This is a genomic window from Parahoeflea halophila (assembly GCF_900220985.1).
Taxonomy (GTDB): Bacteria; Pseudomonadota; Alphaproteobacteria; order Rhizobiales; family Rhizobiaceae; genus Hoeflea; species Hoeflea halophila.
In genome coordinates, this window is sequence record NZ_OCPC01000001.1 from 115,595 (window position 1) to 137,282 (window position 21,688).

At 60.7% G+C, this 21,688-nt stretch carries 18 protein-coding genes and 2 tRNA genes; 10 read left to right on the plus strand and 10 right to left on the minus strand.

All coding sequences use genetic code 11. The features are described 5' to 3' along the window. Positions 1–12 precede the first annotated feature (12 nt). The 3 genes from erpA to CRO46_RS00580 all read left to right on the plus strand — a co-directional run bounded on the left by erpA (position 13) and on the right by CRO46_RS00580 (position 1,542). Positions 13–348 (plus strand): iron-sulfur cluster insertion protein ErpA, encoded by a 336-nt coding sequence (gene erpA / locus CRO46_RS00570; RefSeq protein ID WP_097103990.1) that lies wholly within the window; start codon positions 13–15, stop codon positions 346–348. Positions 349–399: 51 nt separating this feature from the next. Then, positions 400–1,182, plus strand: coding sequence for an exodeoxyribonuclease III (xth, locus tag CRO46_RS00575; RefSeq protein WP_097103992.1), 783 nt, complete (start codon positions 400–402; stop codon positions 1,180–1,182). Between the two features lie 72 nt (positions 1,183–1,254). After that, the gene (locus tag CRO46_RS00580; RefSeq protein WP_143438908.1) at positions 1,255–1,542 is read left to right on the plus strand and encodes a hypothetical protein; all 288 of its coding nucleotides are present in this window, start codon (positions 1,255–1,257) and stop codon (positions 1,540–1,542) included. A 73-nt stretch (positions 1,543–1,615) separates the two neighbouring features. Here CRO46_RS00580 and CRO46_RS00585 read toward each other — a convergent pair whose 3' ends face one another. From CRO46_RS00585 to CRO46_RS00615, 7 genes are all read right to left on the minus strand, one after another. Continuing rightward, on the minus strand, positions 1,616–2,413 hold the full coding sequence (locus CRO46_RS00585; protein ID WP_097103996.1) for a tetratricopeptide repeat protein: 798 nt from the start codon (positions 2,411–2,413) through the stop codon (positions 1,616–1,618). Further along, entirely contained in the window at positions 2,400–4,124 is a 1,725-nt protein-coding gene (gene ilvD / locus CRO46_RS00590; RefSeq protein ID WP_097103998.1) for a dihydroxy-acid dehydratase, read from the minus strand. The genes CRO46_RS00585 and ilvD overlap by 14 nt, the downstream gene beginning before the upstream one ends. A 333-nt stretch (positions 4,125–4,457) precedes the next feature. Then, positions 4,458–5,714, minus strand: a complete 1,257-nt coding sequence (locus CRO46_RS00595) for an OmpP1/FadL family transporter (RefSeq protein ID WP_097104000.1) — start codon at positions 5,712–5,714, stop codon at positions 4,458–4,460. Positions 5,715–6,061: 347 nt separating this feature from the next. Next, on the minus strand, positions 6,062–8,875 hold the full coding sequence (locus CRO46_RS00600) for a valine--tRNA ligase (protein ID WP_097104003.1): 2,814 nt from the start codon (positions 8,873–8,875) through the stop codon (positions 6,062–6,064). 326 nt (positions 8,876–9,201) lie between these two features. Then, positions 9,202–10,065: a DUF2497 domain-containing protein gene (locus tag CRO46_RS00605; RefSeq protein ID WP_097104005.1), complete on the minus strand. Its 864-nt coding sequence runs from the start codon at positions 10,063–10,065 to the stop codon at positions 9,202–9,204. Positions 10,066–10,234: 169 nt separating this feature from the next. Continuing rightward, positions 10,235–11,569, minus strand: a complete 1,335-nt coding sequence (locus tag CRO46_RS00610; protein ID WP_280176255.1) for a TolC family outer membrane protein — start codon at positions 11,567–11,569, stop codon at positions 10,235–10,237. A gap of 202 nt (positions 11,570–11,771) precedes the next feature. Continuing rightward, positions 11,772–12,446: a protein-L-isoaspartate O-methyltransferase family protein gene (locus CRO46_RS00615; RefSeq protein WP_097104008.1), complete on the minus strand. Its 675-nt coding sequence runs from the start codon at positions 12,444–12,446 to the stop codon at positions 11,772–11,774. 202 nt (positions 12,447–12,648) lie between these two features. On the opposite strand from CRO46_RS00615, the gene CRO46_RS00620 reads away from it, so the two are divergent. Next, positions 12,649–12,722, plus strand: a tRNA-Cys gene (locus tag CRO46_RS00620). Between the two features lie 23 nt (positions 12,723–12,745). Here CRO46_RS00620 and CRO46_RS00625 read toward each other — a convergent pair. After that, complete coding sequence (locus tag CRO46_RS00625) at positions 12,746–13,036, minus strand: hypothetical protein (protein ID WP_097104010.1); 291 nt, start codon at positions 13,034–13,036, stop codon at positions 12,746–12,748. Positions 13,037–13,206: 170 nt separating this feature from the next. On the opposite strand from CRO46_RS00625, the gene CRO46_RS00630 reads away from it, so the two are divergent. The 6 genes from CRO46_RS00630 (at position 13,207) to CRO46_RS00655 (ending at position 19,916) form a co-directional block, all read left to right on the plus strand. Further along, positions 13,207–13,281: transfer RNA gene (locus tag CRO46_RS00630), tRNA-Asn, on the plus strand. A gap of 180 nt (positions 13,282–13,461) precedes the next feature. Further along, the gene (locus tag CRO46_RS00635) at positions 13,462–14,922 is read left to right on the plus strand and encodes a cryptochrome/photolyase family protein (protein ID WP_097104012.1); all 1,461 of its coding nucleotides are present in this window, start codon (positions 13,462–13,464) and stop codon (positions 14,920–14,922) included. Next, on the plus strand, positions 14,919–16,259 hold the full coding sequence (locus CRO46_RS00640; RefSeq protein ID WP_097104015.1) for an NAD(P)/FAD-dependent oxidoreductase: 1,341 nt from the start codon (positions 14,919–14,921) through the stop codon (positions 16,257–16,259). The genes CRO46_RS00635 and CRO46_RS00640 overlap by 4 nt, the downstream gene beginning before the upstream one ends. Beyond that, the gene (locus CRO46_RS00645; RefSeq protein ID WP_097104017.1) at positions 16,256–17,113 is read left to right on the plus strand and encodes a DUF1365 domain-containing protein; all 858 of its coding nucleotides are present in this window, start codon (positions 16,256–16,258) and stop codon (positions 17,111–17,113) included. Before CRO46_RS00640 ends, CRO46_RS00645 begins: the two co-directional genes overlap by 4 nt. A gap of 37 nt (positions 17,114–17,150) precedes the next feature. After that, positions 17,151–18,401 carry an SAM-dependent methyltransferase gene (locus CRO46_RS00650; RefSeq protein ID WP_097104019.1) on the plus strand — a complete coding sequence of 417 codons (1,251 nt, stop codon included), beginning with the start codon at positions 17,151–17,153 and terminating at the stop codon, positions 18,399–18,401. Between the two features lie 141 nt (positions 18,402–18,542). After that, a complete protein-coding gene (locus CRO46_RS00655) occupies positions 18,543–19,916 on the plus strand; it encodes an MFS transporter (RefSeq protein WP_097106359.1) in 1,374 nt (457 codons plus the stop codon). 9 nt (positions 19,917–19,925) lie between these two features. On the opposite strand, the gene CRO46_RS00660 is transcribed toward CRO46_RS00655, so the two are convergent. Together CRO46_RS00660 and CRO46_RS00665 are read right to left on the minus strand one after the other, a co-directional pair. Next, entirely contained in the window at positions 19,926–20,729 is an 804-nt protein-coding gene (locus tag CRO46_RS00660; RefSeq protein ID WP_097104021.1) for an SDR family NAD(P)-dependent oxidoreductase, read from the minus strand. Positions 20,730–20,811: 82 nt separating this feature from the next. Further along, the gene (locus CRO46_RS00665; RefSeq protein WP_097106360.1) at positions 20,812–21,456 is read right to left on the minus strand and encodes a ChrR family anti-sigma-E factor; all 645 of its coding nucleotides are present in this window, start codon (positions 21,454–21,456) and stop codon (positions 20,812–20,814) included. Between the last annotated feature and the right edge of the window lie 232 nt (positions 21,457–21,688).

Here is a 21,688-nt window from a genome sequence, read left to right on the forward strand (position 1 = left end):
CAAGGAGGTACAATGACTGAACCCGCATCTGTAACACTTTCCGATTCCGCCGCTCGCAGGATCAGGGAAATCGTCTCCGCCGAAACCGGCAAGTCCGCACTTCGGGTGTCCGTCGAAGGCGGCGGCTGTTCCGGCTTTTCCTACAAATTCGATCTCGCAGATGCGCCCGATGCGGATGATATCGTGTTGGAAAAAGATGATGCGCGAGTGCTGATCGACCAGGTCTCGCTCGTCTACATGGCCGGATCCGAGATCGATTTTGTCGACAACCTCATGGGCCAGGCCTTTCAGATCAAGAACCCCAACGCGGTCGCATCCTGCGGCTGCGGCACCAGCTTTTCCGTCTGACCTGCCCCTCTGTCCGCCCCTGGGCGGATTGATTGCCGAAGGATATGCGCCTTGAAAATCGCCACCTGGAACATCAACGGCGTCAAGGCGCGGATCGACAATCTGCAGGCTTGGCTCAAGGAAAGCGACCCGGATATCGCCTGCCTGCAGGAGATCAAGTCGGTCGACGAAGGTTTTCCGCGCCTCGAGATCGAAGCGTTGGGCTACCATGTTGAAACACATGGCCAGAAGGGCTTCAACGGTGTCGCGATCCTTTCCAAGCAGAGCCCCGATGAAGTCAATCGCGGGCTTCCCGGGGACGACAGCGACGAGCAGGCCCGTTTTATAGAAGGCGTGTTTTCGACAGAGCGTGGCGTGCTGAGAGTCGTGTCGCTGTATCTGCCCAACGGCAACCCTGTGGAAACCCCGAAATTTCCCTACAAGCTGTCCTGGATGGAACGGCTGCAAGCCTTTGCCGCCGATCGCCTATCTTTAGAGGAACCGCTGATTCTGGCGGGCGATTACAATGTCATACCCGAGCCGGTCGATTGCCACGACCCGAAGGTCTGGGAGGGTGACGCGCTGTTCCGCCCCGAATCCCGCAGCACTTTCCGAAGGCTCGAAAACCTCGGCTTCACCGATGCCTTGCGTTCAGTCAATGACCAGCCTGAAACCTATACTTTCTGGGATTATCAGGCCGGCGCCTGGCCGAAAAACAACGGCATCCGCATCGACCATCTGATGCTCTCGCCGGAAGCGGCCAACCTGCTGCGGTCTGCCACCGTGGAGAAGCATGTGCGTGGATGGGAAAAACCGTCCGATCACGTTCCGGTGGCAATTTCACTGGCAGTCTGAGCCGCAGCTGCCCGCGCTTCCGGGCACCCCGCAAGTCTTGCCAAACCACCGCAACAGGCGCATCATTGGGCCATGAAACAGGCTCTTGCACGTCGGATTGTCTTGAGCACCGGTTTGATGGCCGTTGCCTGCTTGGCCGCGCCTTCGGCGTTTGCCGGTCAAGACTGTGAGTGTGTCGGCAACGGAAAACGGGTCAAGGAAGGTAGCGTGGTCTGCTTGCAGATCGGCTCATCCCAGCGTTATCTCGCGCGTTGCGAGCGCAATCTGAACAATACAAGCTGGAAAAAGATTACCGATGGCTGCCCGATGTCGCAGATCTTGCCCCGGACAACAACGGTTTCAGCCCTGAAACCGGGCTGACAATATCAGCGCATTCATCATCTGGGATTGCCCACATCGCGATGCAGGCCACTGTGGCAGCGACAGCGTCCGGTCAGTTGAGGCCCTTTGCCAGCATGTCCTGGGCCAGTGCAATCGCCGTGCGCCGGTCGGCTTCACCGGCCAGCGAAAAGGCGCGTTCCTGCATCGCTTGGATCCAGGCCTTGTCGGCCGCCGGTGAGCGCTCGAGCGCCGTTGTCATGAAGGCAAGCCCGCGCACTGTCTGGCCTTCTTCGAACACGACATTGCCCAACACCGCGGCTGCGGCGGGATGACCGCTGACACGGGCCCGGTTGAGCCACTTTTTGGCCTGCTGGATATCGTTGGCGCCACCCTCGCCTTCAAGGATCATGCGCCCGAGGCGGTATTGCGCTTCGGGCACTCCAAAGGCCGAAGCTGCCTGAAAATACAGCTGGCGTGCGGCACCCAGATTGGCCTGAACCGGGCTTCCGGGAATGCCTTTCTGGTAGTAGTTCGCCAGCGACAGCAGCGCGTTGACGAAATAGCCGGTGTCCTGTGACCCGGGCTCCACGCCCTGACGGGCGATATCGTCATAGATCTTGAAGGCTTCGTAGTCATTCTCGACCACGCCGTCGCCATAGGCATACATGTTGGCAAGCGCCCAGCGGGCACCGGGATGGCCTTTTTCCGCAGCGTAGCGGTAGGCTTCGACGGCCTCGTCCTTGCGGCCCTTCTTGTAGGCCGAAAAGCCGAACCGGAACAGGTCGAACGGGCCCGATTCGCGCGTCACGCCCGCATTCGGGTCCAGCGCCAATGCCGGTGCGCCGAAGCCCATGGCCACAGCAAGGATAACACCACAAAGACCCGCCCGGGTATGCCTAGATGTCTGCATAGCAGTGCTTTTCTTTCGCTCCGCCCGGGTGGGTAACCGCGCCATAGCGCGCCGGCCCCACCGTCTGGGCGTATTTCCACAGCGCGCCCGATGCATAATCGGTTTCCCGCGCCACCCATTTTTCCCTGCGTGCAGCCAGTTCCTCATCGGACAACTGCACATTCAATGTACCGGCGACGGCATCGATATCGATAATGTCGCCATCCTCGAGCAGGCCGATCGGCCCGCCTTCCGCCGCTTCAGGCCCGACATGGCCGATGCAGAAACCGCGTGTCGCGCCGGAGAACCGGCCGTCGGTGATCAGCGCAACCTTGTCGCCCATTCCCTGGCCGTAAAGCGCAGCGGTTGTCGACAACATCTCGCGCATGCCGGGGCCACCCTTGGGTCCCTCGTAGCGGATCACCAGAACCTCGCCTTCCTTGTACTCCCGATTTGTGACCGCATTGAAGCAAGCCTCTTCGGAATCGAAACACCGGGCCGGGCCGCTGAATTTCAGCTTCGCCATTCCCGCCACCTTCACGATGGCGCCGTCCTCGGCCAGGTTGCCCTTGAGCCCGACAACACCGCCGGTCGCTGTGATCGGCTTGTTGGCCGGCATCACCACGTCCTGCTCGTCGTTCCAGCGCACATGCTCCATGTTTTCCGCCAGCGTCCGGCCGGTCACCGTCATGCAGTCGCCGTGAAGGTAACCATGCTCGAGCATGGTCTTCATCAGCACCGGAATGCCGCCGGCCTCAAACATGTCCTTGGCGACATATTTGCCGCCTGGCTTCAGGTTGGCGATGTAGGGCGTGCGCTCGAAAATCTTCGCCACATCGAACAGATCGAACTCAATGCCGCATTCATGCGCCAGCGCCGGCAGGTGCAGCGCCGCATTGGTCGATCCGCCGGTTGCCGAGACCACCGCCGCGGCGTTTTCAAGCGACTTGCGGGTGACGATGTCCCGCGGGCGAATCTGCTTGGCGATCAGTTCCATCACCTTCTCGCCGGCCGCATAGCAGAACTTGTCGCGGATCTCGTAAGCTGCGGGCGCGCCGCAGGAATAAGGCAGCGCCAGACCAATGGCCTCGGCCACGGTGGCCATCGTGTTGGCGGTGAACTGCGCACCACAGGAACCCGCCGACGGGCAAGCCGCCTGCTCGATCTCGGCCAGGTCCTCATCCGACATGTCGCCGACCGAATGCTGGCCCACGGCTTCGAACACGTCCTGAATGGTGATCTGGCGGCCGCGGAAAGAGCCCGGAAGAATCGACCCGCCATAAATGAAGATTGAGGGCACATTGAGCCGTACCATCGACATCATCATGCCTGGCAAGGACTTGTCGCAGCCGGCGAGTCCGACAATCGCGTCGTAGCAGTGACCGCGCATCGTCAGCTCGACCGAATCCGCGATCAGGTCACGGCTGGCAAGCGACGCTTTCATACCCTGGTGTCCCATGGCAATACCGTCGGTCACGGTAATGGTGCAGAACTCGCGCGGCGTGCCCTTGGCTGATGCAACGCCCTTCTTTACCACTTGGGCCTGCCGCATCAGCGAGATGTTGCAGGGAGCCGCCTCGTTCCAGCAAGAGGCGACGCCGACCAGAGGCTGGGCAATCTCTTCACTCGACAAACCCATGGCGTACAGGAACGACCGGTGTGGCGCACGCGTCGGACCTACCGTTGTGTAACGGCTCGGAAGCTTGGATTTGTCGAATGGTGTGGCGCTCATGAAATCCTCAGACGCGTCGGGCCTGCCAACCAAGCTGCGGGACTGGATTGATGCTCTGCCCTGCGCCCCGTTTGTGGCGGGAAATAGGCACCCCCTGTGCCCGTAAAACTCATAGCAGATGCTTTGGCAAAAAGTGTTGCGGAATCGTCACAATGCGTGATGTCAAAGCTGCATTCGACAAATTTTCATCAATTTTTCAAAGACCAAGGCGGCAACACGGCGGCACTTGGAGAAAATCAGACAGACTGACATGCGCCGTGGACCTGCCGCCCCCTGCATACAAAAACCCCGCCACAAGGGCGGGGTCTCAGAGACGCGGCTCAAACAACCGGATCAGAATTTGATCTTGGCACCGAGCGAGATCGCAGCGACGAGGTCGTTGCCAAAGGAGTAGCTCACTTCGTTACCGAACGTGCCCTGCGAATTGGTCACGGTGCCGGAGCTGCCAGACGTCAGGACGCCGAGCGCGCCGCCGAAGCGGATCTGAACATTTTCGTTGGGAGTGTACGCTGCACCTGCGCCGAATGTCCAAGTATCGGTTTGCGTACCGATCCCGGTGCTGGTACCGCGATCCCAGGTGATTGCAGCCGAACCGGAGAGCATGTCGTTGAACTTGTGAGCAACACCACCGGTGACCGTCCACCCATCGCGGTAAAGCAGATCAAGCGATGTAGCCTGATTGGCGGCACCGAAACGACAACCAAGCGCACGAGTGCTGGTCGGGCAGAATGCAATAGTCTGCAACTGGCTCCAGTCGACCCACTTGACCGATCCGAAGACCAGCCAGCCGGGCGCAACACCCGACTGCAGCTTCAATTCCAATGAATCAGGCATTGCCGTTGCACCGAACACTGGTGTCGCGCGCCCCGCAAGCGGATTTCCGCCCAAACCGGCAGTCAGCTGCGTCAGATCCAACGTACCGGTGATATTGTCGAGCTGGACTTCGGAATAATACATCAGGCTTGCACGCAGAGCGATGTCCGGAACTTCGTATGCGACACCCGCACGCCAGCCAATTCCAGACCCGCTCAGATCGAGACGGCCAACACCCGCACCAGGGATCGGAGCAACAAGCCGGGTCTTGAAACCGCTGACTTCGAGATGAGAAACTCCACCGATGACGCGAAACTGTCCTTTCCCGGCGTCAACCTTGTAGGAACATGTCGCGGCGAAGCTGTCGCTGGTGATCTTGGTTTCGATGTTGCTGTTGGCACCCACCCAGTTCGCGCCGGGTGCGGAGTGTGCGCCATAGGGCTGCGAGTAGTCACCCAGGCAATCGATCGCGTTTCCGACAGCGGCCTTGAACCCGATCCGTGGAACCCAGTAGGCTTCAGTGTCATTGGCAGTGGTTGTCCCCCCACCAATACCATTGCTACCCAAACCGTTGGTCGCGTTTGTGTCTACGGCATTTTTCAACTTACGCTGTGGCGATACATATGCAGCGGTCGCATCCGTGGTAAAACGGGATGTGTCGAACAACTGATCGATATTGTGGCCACCCCGCTCAAGTCCTCCTGCATGCGCTGCGGATGCAAGCGTCACGGTTGCGGCCATGGCAACCATTACTGAATTCAAAGTCCCGCGTTTCATATAATCCCTCCCGGACGCAAAAGCTTACGAAGATTATATTAGGTAAGGTATCGGCGTGTTTGTAAACCGTCACAAATTTGGCCCCAGCGCAGCCGCGCCGGCGTTGGATGCAAGAACTCGCTGAATTTCCCGTTTTGCGGCTGGCAACATCCCAAAATCACGTTGCAGTGAGCACGAGACGGCCAAAAATGGGGAGTTATTGCCTCTATGCCGCAAAATTGTTGCAATTCAGCCACAATTGCTTTGTTTTCGACCAGACGGCTCGAGAAGCCGAGCCTTGCGCCTTTAAACAGAAAGGGCGGCCCGTCTCCGGACCGCCCAGCCAGCATATTCAGACCGGGATTAAATCACCCGGCCTGGACCAGCCTGTCGATCGCAGCGGTGAGCTTGTCCTTCTGTCCCGACAGGTCGACCAGCTTTTCACGTTCGGCTTCGACAATCTCCGGCTTGGCATTGGCCACGAATTTCTCGTTCGCAAGTTTCCGTTCGATCTTGTCGAGATCATCGGCAACCTTCGCCCTTGCCTTCTCCAGACGGGCCTTTTCCGCAGCCAGGTCAATAAGGTCGCCCAGCGGCAGGCAGGCTGTCGCCTCACCGACAACAATCTGCGCCGATCCGGCCGGCACGGCGCTTTCCCGCACGATTTCGGTGACCCTTGCCAGCCGCTTGATTGCAGAATCGTGGCGGACCAGTCTTTCCTCGGTTGTGGCGTTCGTGCCCACCATCACCAGCGCCGCCTTTGCCGAAGGCGGTACATTCATTTCCGCCCGTACGGAACGCAGCCCCGAAACCAGGTCGATCAGCCAGTTGATTTCGGCCGCGGCTGCCTCGTCATCAAGCACCGGCTGTGGCCACGCTGCATGGCAGGCAAGCCCCGCCCCGGCTCCCGCCAGGTGTTCCCACAGTTCTTCCGTCATGAACGGCATGAACGGATGCAGCAGCTTGACCGCTTCGCTGAGCACGTGAGCAGCACAGGCGCGGGCCTCCACCTTGGCGGCTTCATCCTCGCCGTTGAACACCGGCTTGAGCAGTTCCAGATACCAGTCGCAGACCTGGTTCCAGACAAATCGGTAAAGCGCACTCGACGCCTCGTTGAACTTGTAGGCCTCAATCGCGGACTTTACCTCGTTGGCGGTGCGGGTGAGCTCGGTGAGGATCCAGCGGTTGATCGTCAGCTTGGCCGTCGACGGGTCGAATGCCGGGTCCAGCACCGCACCGTTCATGTCGGCAAATCGCGCCGCGTTCCAAAGCTTGGTACCGAAATTGCGGTAACCGGCGATCCGCGCCGGATCGAGTTTCACATCGCGGCCCTGGGCCGCCATGATCGCCAGCGTGAACCGCAGCGCATCGGCGCCGTACTCGTCGATAAGCTCCAGTGGATCGATGACATTGCCCTTGGACTTGGACATCTTGGCGCCGTCCTTGTCGCGCACCAGCGCGTGGACATAGACAGTGTGGAACGGCTCCTCATCCATGAAGTGCAGCCCCATCATCATCATCCGGGCCACCCAGAAGAAGATAATGTCGAAGCCGGTTACCAGCACATCGGTCTGGTAGTAGCGGGCAAGTTCGGGTGTCTTGTCAGGCCAGCCGAGCGTGGAGAACGGCCAGAGCGCTGACGAGAACCAGGTGTCGAGCACATCCTCGTCGCGGGTCAGGATCTCGCCCGGCTTGAAGTTCTCCAGCTTTTCCTCGACCCAGGCTTTCCACGGACCTTCATGGGCGATGTAATGCTGGATCGCCGCATCGAGCGCCGTCTCCTCGTCCTTTTCTACAAATACCTGCCCGTCCGGGCCATACCAGGCCGGGATCTGGTGCCCCCACCACAATTGCCGTGAGATGCACCAGGGCTGGATGTTTTCCATCCATTCGAAATAGGTCTTTTCCCAGTTCTTCGGCACGAAATTGGTGCGGCCCTCGCGCACGCTTTCGATCGCCGGCTTGGCCATCTCGGCGGCATTGACATACCACTGGTCGGTCAGGAACGGCTCGATCGGCACGCCGCCGCGGTCGCCATGCGGCACCATGTGGGTGTGCGGCTCGATGTGGTCGAGAAGCCCCAGTTCGTCCATCTTGGCGACCACCTCCTTGCGTGCTGCAAAGCGGTCCATGCCATCAAGCTCTTCGATCACCTCGATCAGCTTGCCCTTGACGGTCAGGCCTTCGAGGAAATCCTCGTTGTCCTTGAGCTCGATACGGCCATCGACGGTCAGGATGTTGATGGCCTTGAGGTGGTGGCGCTTGCCAACCTCGAAATCGTTGAAGTCATGCGCGGGCGTGATCTTCACCGCGCCCGATCCGGCGGTCTCGTCGGCGTAATCATCGCCGACAATCTTGATCCGCCGCCCGACCAGCGGCAGCACGACGGATTTGCCGATCAGGTCCCGGTAGCGGGCATCCTCGGGATTGACGGCAACCCCCGTATCCCCGAGCATCGTCTCCGGCCGTGTGGTGGCGACGATGATGTAATCCCGTGTCTCATAGGTGTGGCTGCCGGTTTCCTCGTCATAGGAGACCGGGTGCTCATAGGTGACGCCATCGGCCAACGGATAGCGGAAGTGCCACAAATTGCCCTGCACTTCGACCTGCTCGACCTCGAGATCGGAAATCGCCGTCAGCAGTTTCGGGTCCCAGTTAACCAGACGCTTGTCCTTGTAGATCAACCCCTCCTTGTAGAGGCTGACAAAGACTTCCAGCACCGCGCGCGACAGCCCCTCGTCCATGGTGAAGCGTTCACGCGACCAGTCGCAGGAAGCACCAAGCCGCTTGAGCTGGTTGAATATCATGCCGCCGGATTCGTCTTTCCACTCCCAGATCTTGTCGACGAATGCCTCGCGACCGATCTCCCGGCGATGGATCTGGCGTTCGGCAAGCTGCCGCTCGACCACCATCTGGGTGGCAATGCCGGCATGGTCCATGCCCGGCTGCCACAGAACGTTCTGCCCGAGCATCCGGTGATAGCGCACCAGAATATCCTGCAATGTGTTGTTGAGCGCGTGGCCCATATGCAGCGAACCGGTGACGTTCGGCGGTGGGATCACGATGCAGAACGCGTCCTGTTCCGGCTGTGCGCCAGCACCGGCGGCAAAGGCATTCGCCTCGGCCCAGCGTGTCACGATTTTGGGCTCTACAGCCACTGCGTCATAGGTTTTTTCGAGCATGATCGGGGGACCGTTTGCATCTGATGTGATGGGACTGTGATAAACCGGAAGCAGTTGCTGGAGTCAACACAAGCTGCGGCGAACCGGCCGCAGCCGGTGGACATGCCGCAGCTAGCCGCAAAACATGGCATCTTCCCACATCATGTGGCACCGGCGGACAGACCCTGGCGCATTTTTGACCGCGCAGGCGTCAAGCAACGGGATGAGCCCCGCGCCCGCCCCGCGGGCGGCTCAGGGTCACGGTGACATCAATCTACAAAACACAGGTCCGGGCAGTCATGCGGTGAGGCCGAGCTTTAGTGCCCGGTCCGCTATCCCGGCGCAGACTAGCGGCGGTTTCCGCGAGATACGCGCTCGATTTCCTCACGCACAAGCCGTTCGACCAGCGTCGGCAGATTGTCATCCAGCCATTGGGTCAACATCGGCCGCAACATCTCCTCGGCGATCTCGTCGAAGGAGCGTCGCTGACCCGCAGCAATGGCCGCATCGAGCTCTCCGAAGGCGGCGGCGACTTTCTCGCCGGTCTGCAGGGAGACCAGCTGCCCGCCGGCATTGCGATCAGCTTCCGGGGCCTGTTCGGGTTCAGGCTGCTGATTTTGCTCGGGCTGCACGGGCTGCCCCGAGCCTGACGCATGCGTATCAGCGGCAACTGCAGGTTTTTCTTCGGCTGGCGCTGCCTTCGCAGGCTGCGCTTCCACAGATTGCACGTCCTGCGGCGCTTCAGCCACCACACGCGGCGCCGCTGCCTGCACCGGCTCTTCCGATGTCAGCGCCTCACGCAGCCTTTCCGCAGCCGCGTCGATGAAGTCAGGTTCCGGATCGGCCGACTGTGTTGCTGCATCATTCTGGCTCTGGACGGAAGCCCGGGAATGGCTGACCGGCTGGGGTGACATATCATGCTGCGTATGCGTATGCGCATCCGGCATCGCCCGTGCGCGCGCCGCAACATCTGCGAGCGAAACGGGCTGCGCAACCGGAGCGTCATTGGCTGCGGATCGTTGGTTTTCCGTGTCCTGGTCGGCATATCCCTCGTCAAGGGATTCGTCGCCGGCGTCCTGCCGGGAAAATGCTTCGGCACTGCCCGCGACCGGATGCGCGTCAGCCCCAGGTTCGTTGTTTTCAATGATCCTGCGGATGGAAGCCAGAATTTCTTCCATTGACGGTTCGCGCTGCGCGCCGGCCTGTCCCATGATTACGCTCCGTTACTCTCGTCGCCAAGCTGATGCCAACCGGCGAATCACCTGCCCAGTCTAGGGTATCGGTTTGAATTTGAGAATCAGGCGTTTGCACGCTTCTCCAGTCATGCACAGGAATTCGCGACAGGGCAGAACACCGCCCTTGCGAAGCCGTACCCAGGTTTCAGCGGCCGTCGACGGTGCGCAGGCCGAACCAGCGGTCCTTGGTCGCCTCGTAGTGCACTTCCGGCCGGTAGTTGGCGACATGCAGGCCGAGACGATCGACGGTCAGCTTGCCGGTGGATGCAAGGACCGAAAAGCTTGCAACGATCGCGTTACGCTCCGACTGCGAAATGGCTTCCTTGGCATTGAGCACCGATTGCTGGGCATTGAGCACGTCAAGCGTGGTCCGCTGCCCGACACGCCGCTCTTCCACAACGCCGTTCAGGGCGAGATTAGCGGCGGAAAGCTGGGCCCTGTTAGCCTGGATGGTCGCAATGGCGGCTTCCATCTGGGTCCACGAAGAGACCACCGATTGTTCGATTGAACGGCGCGCGGAATCCACCAGAATGCGCTGCTGGCCGAGCTGTTCCTTGGCCTGGCGAACGCGGGCCGAAGCAGCGCCGCCCTGGTAGAGAGGAACGGTGACCTTGGCCTGGATCTGGCTGGTGGTAATCCCGCCATCGGCTTCGGCAACCGAGCCGGAGACCGTGACACCCGGGAGAAAGGAACCTTCCTGTGATTTGACATTGTAGCTCGCCGCATCAACACCATACAACGCTGCCAGAACCGCAGGGTGCTCCTTGGTGCCCTGCGCAACCGCAAGCGCCAGTGACCCGGGAAGCAGCTTGCGCGGCAACGGTACAGGCTTGAGGCTCTTCGGAGTGGTGCCCACGATCTGCGCATAGACCGCAGCACTCGATTTGGCCTGTGCAATCGCGGCAGTCAGGCTGGCCCTTGCGCCGGCGAGCTCGGCTTCGGCAAGGCTCACATCGGTGCGGGTGCTTTCACCTACATCGAAACGTGCGCGCGCTGCAGAAAACTGCTCCTGAAGGAAGGCGATGTTCTGCTTGCGATAAACGACGATCTGGTTGTCGCGATTGACATTGGCATAGGCCTGGACGGTGGCCAGAAGGATGTCGATCTCGGTGCCGCGAAGGTTTTCCCGCCCGGCAAAGACCTGCGCTTCGGCGGCCCGCACGTTGTTTCGCGTCTGAAACCCGTCAAACAGCGTCTGTGTGATCGAAACCCCGACGCTGGCAGACTTGTTTACCCGTCCCTCGGTGTTGACGACCGAAGCTGTAGCTTCTGCTCCAATCTTGGGCCTGTAGCCGGATTTGGCTAGCGCCACCCCTTCGTCTGTAGCCCGCAAACCCGCCCGTGCCGCGTTCAAATCCGGGTTGTTCTCATAGGCCTTGGCCATGGCCTGGTAGATCGTTTCAGCCGAGGCCGGCTGCACCGCCGCCGCCATCAGTGAAATGACGGCAATGGAAGCGAGCGATTTCTTGAAAAGGGACACGAGTACATACTCCAGCATGCGCAATCGCGGTGACCGCGAACAAGAGCAGGACACCATCATGATGTTTGATCAACATATGATGGTTGGAGCACTCCGACGCAATCGCGCGTGGATCACAATTGCGAACTTATCCCCCTCAAGTTGCCATCAGGCAACAGTGCGACACGCCGCATCAAGGCGGAATTGCTGGGTTTTGCGCGGCTCAGAAGACGAACTCTTCGACCTTGCGGAAACCTGGAAGAGGCTTGACGGCAACGTTGAAAGCCGGACGGCTCGAGACTGCGCCACCGTCCTTGACGAAGAGATGCGCCTGCGCAGCCAGACCAAGGCCAACGGGTGCGACAAGCCGCCCGCCATCGCGCAACTGATCGAACAAAGCCGCCGGCACAGTTTCAACAGCGCCGTTGAGGAATATGAGGTCATAGGGGCCTTCCGCTGCGTACCCCTTTTCCAGCTCGCCCGTGACCACGGCCACATTGTCGTAGCCACCGTCGCTCAGAGTCTGACTGGCGGATTCGACCAACGCCGAATCGCTCTCCACGGCGACCACCGAGCCCGCAAGCAGGGAAAGCAGCGCCGCGGTGTAACCCGAACCGCAACCGATCTCGAGCACCACATGGTCGCGGGTGATTTGCGCCAGCTGCAACATTTTGGCCAATGGAGAAGGTTCCATGACATATCGGCCGACGCCGTCTTCACCACCGGTGGAGACCTGGAGATCGGTGTCGATATAGGCCAGCGGCTTGAGCGGTGTCGGAACGAAATCCTCGCGCGCAACCGTCAGGAACGCCTTCAACACCGAATGCGAATTCACATCCGTGGTCCGGAGCTGGCTGTCCACCATCTTCTGGCGCGCTGCTTGGTAGTCGGTGCCCATTAGGTCTCTCCGATGCATCTGTTCTTCCGCTTCCAATAAAGCGCTGCACCGCGAGATTCAAGCAGCACCACGTCCCGCGCGGTCGAATTCCGGCTTTTCAACCGGCAACTTGGCCAGAAAGCTGCCCCGGCGATCAAGATGCCCCTTGCGCCGCTTCGATTCTCCGTCTATTTGCCAGCCGTCCGGTCATTGATCGGCGCGAGGCCTCGTGGCGGAGTGGTTACGCAGAGGACTGCAAATCCTTGCACCCCGGTTCGATTCCGGGCGAGGCCTCCAATCCATCTTCCTACCGATTTGTCTCACTTCATCCTGCCCTTTCGGCCGGGCCTTTCGCCCTTGCGCCGTTCCATCCGCAGCACGAATGACCGGCGCCAGCGGCGCACGGATGTGAGATCCATGGACAAGACCAGAAGTCCCAGCGGCAGCATCCAGAACCCCAGAATCGGCAGAAAACCCAGCGCCCCACCCGCAATCAGGCCAAGGCCAAGCGCGATTCGCAGAGATGGGCTCTGCGGCAGCCGGAACAAGCGCGATCCGATCCGGATCTCGCCACGGCCGGCGTGAAAGCTGAATAAACGGTTTCGGGACATGGTCGGCGGCTTGCCTTTGGCGGTTGCGGGGGCCGGTTTGCCCCTTCGTAGGTTCCCGAGAGATGGGGTTTACGAAGCTTCTTGGCAAGATCGACACATTTTCTTCAAAAACAGCTTGGCAAATGAGAGAGGCATTTGTTATAGGCCCCCCACGCTGCTTAACGCGGTGATCCCCGGTAGCTCAGTGGTAGAGCAATCGACTGTTAATCGATCGGTCGCTGGTTCGAATCCGGCCCGGGGAGCCAAATTTCAAAAGACCGCATCCCGACAGGGATCGCGGTCTTTTTTGTTGCCTGGCGAGTTTTCCGCAACTCCGTGCAGCAACAGCATTTTTTCGTGAAACTTTTGATCCGTCCCTTACGTAGTTCCGTAAGAGACATTCAAAAGCCTCGGCGACTTTCGCCAATACGGAAAAAATACATCGCATGGAACACCACACCTCCCTTTTTCAGGCTCCGGCCATTGTCTGGTTCCGCAACGATTTGCGGACCGCGGACAATGAGGCTCTGGTCGCCGCCTGTCAGCACAGCGCGGTTGTGCCGGTCTATATCCGGCAAACCGGGGGCAAGGCACGTGCTCTCGGCGGTGCCCGGAACTGGTGGCTGCACAAGTCCTTGGCCAGCCTTTCGAATGATCTGGGACGGCTTGGTGCGCCACTGATCCTGCTTAGCGGTGACCCCACCGATCTGATCCCCGAGCTGGTCAAGTCCACCGGCGCATCCGCAGTCTACTGGAACAGGCGCTACGATCCTCAGCACCTCGAGGCTGATTCGAATCTCAAGACCGCTCTTCAGGCCCAAGGCCTTATTGTGGAAAGTTTCGCCGGACAGCTGTTGCACGAGCCAAAGAAACTGCGCGCCGGATCCGGCAGTTACTACAAGGTCTACAGCCCATTCTGGCGGGCGCTCGAACCCGACATTGAAAACCGCCCGCCGCTTGATGCGCCCGAGCAGTTGATTTTTCTGGATTGCGCTTCAGACCTCACGACGGAATCGCTCGACGATTGGGACCTGCTCCCCACAACGCCTGACTGGTCTGGGGGGCTGAACGATACATGGACACCCGGTGAAACCGGCGCCCACGAGCGCCTTGCCGACTTTCTCGAAGAACGTATGCAGGGCTATGCCGACCGCCGCGACATTCCGGGCGTTGATGCCACCTCCGGCCTGTCCCCGCATCTTGCCAGCGGCGAGATCACCCCGGCGCAGATCCTCGAGGCACTCAAGACCACGGAAAATGATGCGGCCCCTGATGACCGCAGCAAGTTCCGCAAGGAAGTCGGCTGGCGTGAATTCGCCTGGCATCTTCTGTGCAACGAGCCCTCGCTCGCTGAAAAGAATCACAATCCGAAGTTTGATGCGTTCCCATGGCGCGATAATTCAAAAGCTCTGACAGCTTGGCAAAAAGGCCTGACCGGCTACCCGATTGTCGATGCGGGCATGCGCCAGCTCTGGCAGACTGGCTGGCTGCATAATCGTGTCCGCATGATTGTGGCTTCCTTTCTCACCAAGCATCTGCTGATCGACTGGCGCACTGGCGAGGACTGGTTCTGGGACACGCTCGTTGACGCAGACCCGGCGTCCAATGCCGCAAGCTGGCAGTGGGTTGCCGGCTCAGGCGCCGACGCCGCGCCCTACTTCAGGATCTTCAACCCGGTGCTTCAGGGCCTGAAATTCGATTCCGACGGCGACTATGTTCGCCGCTTCGTGCCCGAGCTGGCCGGGATCCCGAACAAGTACATACACAAGCCGTGGGACGCTCCCGGCAAGGTGCTTGACGCTGCAGGTGTGCGCCTGGGCGACACCTACCCTCACCCGATTGTCGACCATCAGCTGGCGCGCGACCGCGCTCTGGCTGCCTATCAAGAGATCAAGGAAGCCGCATGAACGTCCATCTGAAGGCCTTTCCAGTCAAGCCCGGGCCACACCGTCTGAAAGTGGCTGTCATCGGTTCCGGCATTTCCGGTGCCTCGGCCGCCTGGGCCTTGCGTGATCTGCACGACGTCACGCTCTACGAGGCGGAGAAACGGGCCGGCGGCCACACCGCCACGGTCGACATCGACTATGACGGCACGCCTCTGTCCGTCGACACCGGATTCATCGTCTACAACGAGCTGAACTATCCGAATCTGACGGCGTTGTTCGCCCATCTCGGCGTGCAGACCCATGACAGCGACATGAGCTTTGCCCTGTCGCTTGACCACGGCAAGATGGAATGGAGCGGCGACAATCTCTGGACACTGTTTGCCCAGAAACGCAATCTGCTGCGTCCGTCCTTCCTGCTGATGCTGCGCGAGATCCTGCGCTTCAACAAGCTCTGCCTGCAGGACCGCGCCCGGGGCCACCTGGCTGCCCGATCGATCGGCGACTATCTCAACTGGCGCGGATTCTCACCGGGCTTCATGAACAACTACCTGGTGCCGATGGCCGCTGCCATCTGGTCGACGCCGGCCAAGAAGATGATGGAGTTCCCGGCGACCTACTTTGTCAATTTCTTCGAAAATCATCGCCTCATCCATCACGAGCGGCCGACCTGGCGCACCGTGACCGGTGGCAGCCGCAACTACCACAGGAAGCTGCTCGAGCCGTTGGGCGACCGGGTGAGGCTCGATGCCGGTGTGGTCTCTGTCCGCCGCAGCGCCGATGGTGTTGACATCCTCGACACCACCGGAACCACCGAAACCTATGACCGGGTCATCATCGCCTGCCACACCGATCAGGCGCTACGCATGCTCGACCGGCCGACCGACGAGGAACAGTCGATCCTTCGTGCAATTCCCTACAGTCCCAACCGCGTCGTTCTACATCGCGACAAAAGACTGATGCCGACGCGCAGGAAGGTCTGGGCATCGTGGAACTACCTGCGGTCGTCCAGCCAGAGCAGCGACGCCAATGTCGCGGTCTCCTACTGGATGAACCGGCTGCAGGGCATCGACCCTGCCAAGCCGCTGTTTGTCACCCTGAACCCGGACCGCGAACCGGATCCGAAACTGGTCTTTGGCGAATACAGCTACGACCACCCGCAATTCGGCACCGATGCGATGGAGGTCCAGGCGCAGCTACGGCGGATCCAGGGTCACAACAACACCTATTTCGCCGGTGCATGGACCGGCTACGGCTTCCACGAGGATGGCCTGACCTCGGGCATCCTCGCCGCCGAAGCCCTAGGCGCGGTTCTGCCGTGGCGCACCGGCACGGCCCAAATCACGGAAGTGGCCGCATGACCACGGAAGTGTCCCACGATGACCCGGCAATGGACCACGCAGCTACGCCCCCACCGGCCTGCCTTTACGTAGGTGATGTCATGCATCAGCGCATGAAACCGGTCGGTCACAGGTTCCGCTACCGGGTCTACTCCATGCTGATCGATCTCGACCGCCTCGACGAGGCCGACCGGCTGTCACCGCTGTTTTCGGTCAATGGCCGCAATGTGATGTCGTTTCACGAAGCCGATCATCTGCGCGGTGCATCGCAGCCGTCGCTGCGCGCGCATATTGACACCTTGCTGGAGCAAGCGGGGCTTGACCTGCCCGCCGCGCGTATCGAACTTGCCTGTTATCCGCGCATCTTCGGCCGCGTCTTCAACCCGCTCTCGGTCTACTACGCCTATGACGACGCTGGCGAGCCGCTGGCGCTCGTCTACGAGGTGCGCAACACCTTTGGCGAAAACCACACCTACGTCTGCAGGGTCGAAGAGGGTGACGTCACGCCGGCCGGCATCCGCCAGAGCCGCTCCAAGATATTCTACGTCTCGCCCTTCGTCAAAATGCAGGCCCGCTACAATTTCCGGATGAACCTTCCCGGAGAAAACCTGAAATGGCGTATCCTCGAAACCGACCCGACGGGCCCGCTGCTGGCAGCGACGTATAATGGCAACAGGCGAGCCCTGACGACCGCGACAGTGTTGAGCTTGCTCTTGCAGATTCCGCTGCTGACGTGGAAGATTGTCGGCGGCATCCACTACGAGGCGCTGAAATTGTGGCTCAAGGGGATGCGATACGTGCCGCGCCCGGCGCCGCCTCCCAGTGCGAGTTTTCGCGATCAGGGAGAGTTCGAACGTCAGGTGGCGAGACCGTGACGGATGAGTTGTTGGCGAGTCGGAGGAGGCTGCGTTCATGAAGTCTGAAGCCACCTGGAACGAACATCAATCCATAGAAAAATTGTCGACGGACAACCTCTCGACCTATCTGCGCGGGCTCCCGGCCAAGGCCAAGATGGCATTGCGCGGGCTTCTGCACATGGGGCATGGCCGGCTGTCGATTCGCATGCCCGACGGCCGCACCGTGATGATCGAAGGACGTGCCGAGGGGCCCGATGCCTGCCTGATCCTGCACAACTGGAACCTGGCACATCGTGCGCTGACCGGCGGAACCATCGGCGTGGCCGAATCCTACATCGATGGCGATTGGGAGAGCCCGGATGTGACGGCCTTTCTCGAGTTGTTCCTGGTCAATGTCGAGGTCGGCGACACGCTGGCCGGCGGCGCACGCGGCATCGCCCGGCTTGTCGAATTGGTGCGCCACTGGCTGCGGTCCAATTCACGCAGCCAGGCCAAAAAGAACATCTCGGCCCATTACGATCTTGGCAACACGTTCTACTCGAAATGGCTTGATGAGACGATGACCTATTCGGCGGCGCTCTATGCCGACGGCGCCAATGACCTAACCAGCGCGCAGACCGCCAAGTACCGCGCTTTGGCGCAGGCCGCCGGCCTGAAGGCGGGCGACCGCGTTCTGGAGATCGGTTGCGGCTGGGGCGGCTTTGCCGAGTTCGCCGCACGCGAGATCGGCTGCCACGTCACAGGGCTGACCATTTCCCGCGAACAGCTGGCCTTTGCCCGCCAGCGCATTGAAAAGGCAGGTCTGTCGGACAACGTGGAACTGCGTTTCCAGGATTACCGTGACGAAACCGGCCAGTATGACGGAATTGTCTCGATCGAGATGTTCGAGGCTGTGGGCGAGAAATACTGGCCGATCTATTTCTCCAAGGTTCGCCAGTGCCTCAAACCCGGTGGCAGGGCCGGGCTGCAGATCATCACCATCAAGCCGGACGCCTACGAGGCCTACCGTGCCAATCCGGATTTCATCCAGCGCTACGTGTTCCCCGGCGGCATGCTGCCGACCGAAAACCATCTCAAGACGCTGGGCGAAACGGCAGGCCTCGACATGCTCGGACACCGAGCCTTTGGCCCCGATTACGCCCGCACGCTGGCCGAATGGCGGCAGCGCTTCTGGGACGCCTGGGAGGAGATCCAGCCAATGGGCTTCGACCAGCGCTTCAAGCGGCTGTGGGAATTCTACATGCATTACTGCGAAGCCGGGTTCCGCTCCGGACACATCAATGTCCGCCAAGTGGTCTACGGCTGATCAGCCGGTTTTGTGAGCTCATCCCGCTGAAGCTGGCTCCGGCGGGGTGAACCAAATGCAGCCTCTACGCGTAGTCAGGACTGCAGCTGAACCCGTAACCATGCCGGTGCCGGGGTTTTGGCCAACCACCGGGTTTACGTTTTGGCGACAGCTTCTGACCTCACCCCCGATCTTGCGTCTGAAGAGCGCGAGCGCCCGAAAGCCTCGCCCCTCGCCCTTTTGCGCATTGCTGCCTATGCTTTGCCGGCCATTCCCCTGGCTGCGCTCACACTGCCGCTTTATGTGCTGGTGCCGACCTTCTACACCGAGACCCTGGGGCTCTCGCTCGCCTCGGTCGGTTTCGCCCTTTTGTTGGTGCGGATCTTCGACGCGGTCAACGATCCGCTGATCGGTTGGGCCGCCGACCGGTTCCGTCCCCGCTTCGGCCGCCGCCGCACGCTGTTTGCCATCAGTCTGCCGTCGACGGCAATCTCAGCCTTCATGCTGTTCTGGCCGCCAGTCAACGCCGGCGTGCCGTGGCTGGCGGGCTGGGGCCTGTTGCTGTCGCTCGGCTACACCGCCGCGCTGATTCCGTTTTCAGCCTGGGGCGCCGAGTTGGCCACCGATTACCACGGCCGCTCCCGCATCACCGCCTGGCGCGAGGGCCTGACCCTGGTGGGAACCCTGGTTGCCATCGCCCTGCCCTTTGCCATCGGCTTCGAGCAGGCAAGCGGCCTGCATGGTCTGGCGGTGTTGGGGCTGGCCATCCTCATTGCACTTCCGCTGTTCGGTGCAACAGCCACTCTCGCGACGCCTGAGCCGGTCGAGCATTCGCGCATGCGTGTCGACCTGAAGGCCGGTTTGAAGCATCTGGTCGGCAACCGGCCCTTCGTCCGCCTCATCGTGGCGTTTTTTCTCAACGGGCTGGCCAACGGCATACCGGCCACCCTGTTTCTCTATTTCGTCTCGGCACGGCTCGGTTTGCCCGAGGCGCGGGGACCGCTTCTGTTTCTCTATTTCCTCTGTGCCATCGCCGGTGTGCCGCTTGCCGCATGGGCGGCCCGGCGCGTCGGCAAGCACCGCGCCTGGTGCTATGCCATGCTGGCTGCTTGCGTCGCCTTTGCGCCGGCACCGCTCTTGCCCGAGGGAGCGTTTGTGGCTTTTGCAGCAATCTGCGCCCTGACCGGCCTGCTTCTCGGCTTCGATCTCTCGCTGCCGCCGGCAATCCAGGCGGACGTCATCGATGTTGATACTGCCTCCTCCGGCGAGCAGCGTTCGGGCACCTATTTCGCCGTCTGGAGCCTCGCAACCAAGCTCTCGCTTGCCGGCGGCGTCGGGATCGTGTTCCCGGCCCTCGCCATGTTCGGCTTCGATCCCGGCACTGAATCAGGCTCGACGCAGGGATTGACGGCCCTGGCCATTGCCTATGCCTGGGTGCCGATTGCCGCAAAGCTGATCAGCATTGCCATCATGTGGAATTTCCCGCTTGACGAAGCCGCGCAGAAGTCGCTGCGCAGCCGGATTGAAACAGCGTGAGCCGACAGGTCAGCCGGTCTCCAGTGGCCGTTTCTTCCAACCGGTAGCCGCATTCATCAGCCAGAAGTAGGCGGGATAGGGCAGAAACTGCAGCGCCTTGAGGACATAGGTGAAGCGGCGCGGAAACGTGATCTCGAATGCACCTGACTTGAGCCCCTTGGCGATGCGATCGGCCGCCTGCTCGGGCTGCTGCAGCGCCGGCATCTCGAACGCATTGTCTTCCGTGGCCGGCGTATCGACAAAGCCCGGATTGATCACCTGGATGCGCACGCCGAACTTGTCGAGATCGAATTTCAGGCTTTCGGCCATATTGATCAGCGCCGCCTTGGTGGCGCCATAGGCCGCACTTGTCGGCAAACCGCCATAGCCGGTGACCGAGGAAACGATGGCGATCTGGCCGCGGCCGCGGGATTTCATTCGCTCGATCGCCGGCACCAACCCATTGACCACGCCGGACAGATTGACTGCGAAAGTCTTGTCGAAATCTGCAACCTTGAGCGTTTCGCCGTGAACCGGCAGATACACCCCGGCATTGAACACCGCCAGTGCCAGGCCATTGCCTTCGGCATCAACGCGCCCCGCGATCTCGGCCATCGTCTTAGTGTTGGTCACATCGCCGGGTGCCGCAACAATCCGGCCCTTGAGATCGGCAGACCGGTCCGCGAGCTCGGACAACGCATCTTCGCTGCGCGCCGTGACAAAGACCGTGTATCCCTCGCGCGCCAGATCCAGCGCCAACGCCTTTCCGATGCCGCTTGAGGCGCCGGTTACCCAGGCTGCTCCGTCTGCGGGTTTGGCGGTAAAACTGGTCATGCGTATCTCCAATCAAAAAGGCCGTCTGGAACATGATACGTTCCAGACGGCCTATTGGTTCAAATTCAGAAGTGTCAGCGGCTCAGCCGATGAGGTCGCCGATCAGCTGCCGGAACGACCCGGTCAGTTTCAAGGGCGCATCCATCACCGCGAAGCCGATGCACGGACGGCCGCTGTCGGCGCTCGGGCGGTGGTCGACCGAATCATCGGCCACCGAGATATCGCCGCGGCCGTAATGCCCGCGCCCATCGCTGAACGCGCCGTCCAATACCAGCGACAACTCGCAGCCTTCGTGGGTATGGGCAGGTACCGTCCGGCCGGGCTTGATCCAGAACAGGTTGACATGGCAGCCTTCGATGTCGCCAAGCTCATATTCCTTGAACCCTGGCATCTTGGTACGCCACGGCACATCATCCGCATCAAAGCCGACGAAATCATAAAGCGCCTTGGGGAAGATCCGCTCTTCGCCGCCGCGCATCCCGGTAACGGGCGCCGGTGCAGGGGAGCCAAGCACTGCAGCCAGCATCGCATCGCGATTGTCGAGCGCAGCTGGCTCGACGTCCATCAGCTCAAGTCCGGCCATGGCTTCCAGATTCGCAATCTTGCGCCGGTTGTCCGCCTTCAATTCCAGATGTGCTTCTACGAGGACCCGCGCCGGGGTCGGAAGAGTCCCGGCGACATACCGGGCAAGAAGCGAGTCGATTGTATCGATGTGTTCACGCACCATGCGTATCAAGCTTTCCACAATTTCAACGACCGCCTCACCCATGAAGGTGAAACCATCGCGTAGACATGTTCCAATTGTGTCTCCTTACGCCCGGCGGCGCAATACGGATCACCGGAACATGCCATTTCCCATTTTTGCCCTTAGAAGGCAAATTTTCCCTAATATTCCGCCCGCGAAAGAGGCGATTTCTTGCCACCGCCCCCTTGAGAAGCCACAACTGGCTGCCTAGTCT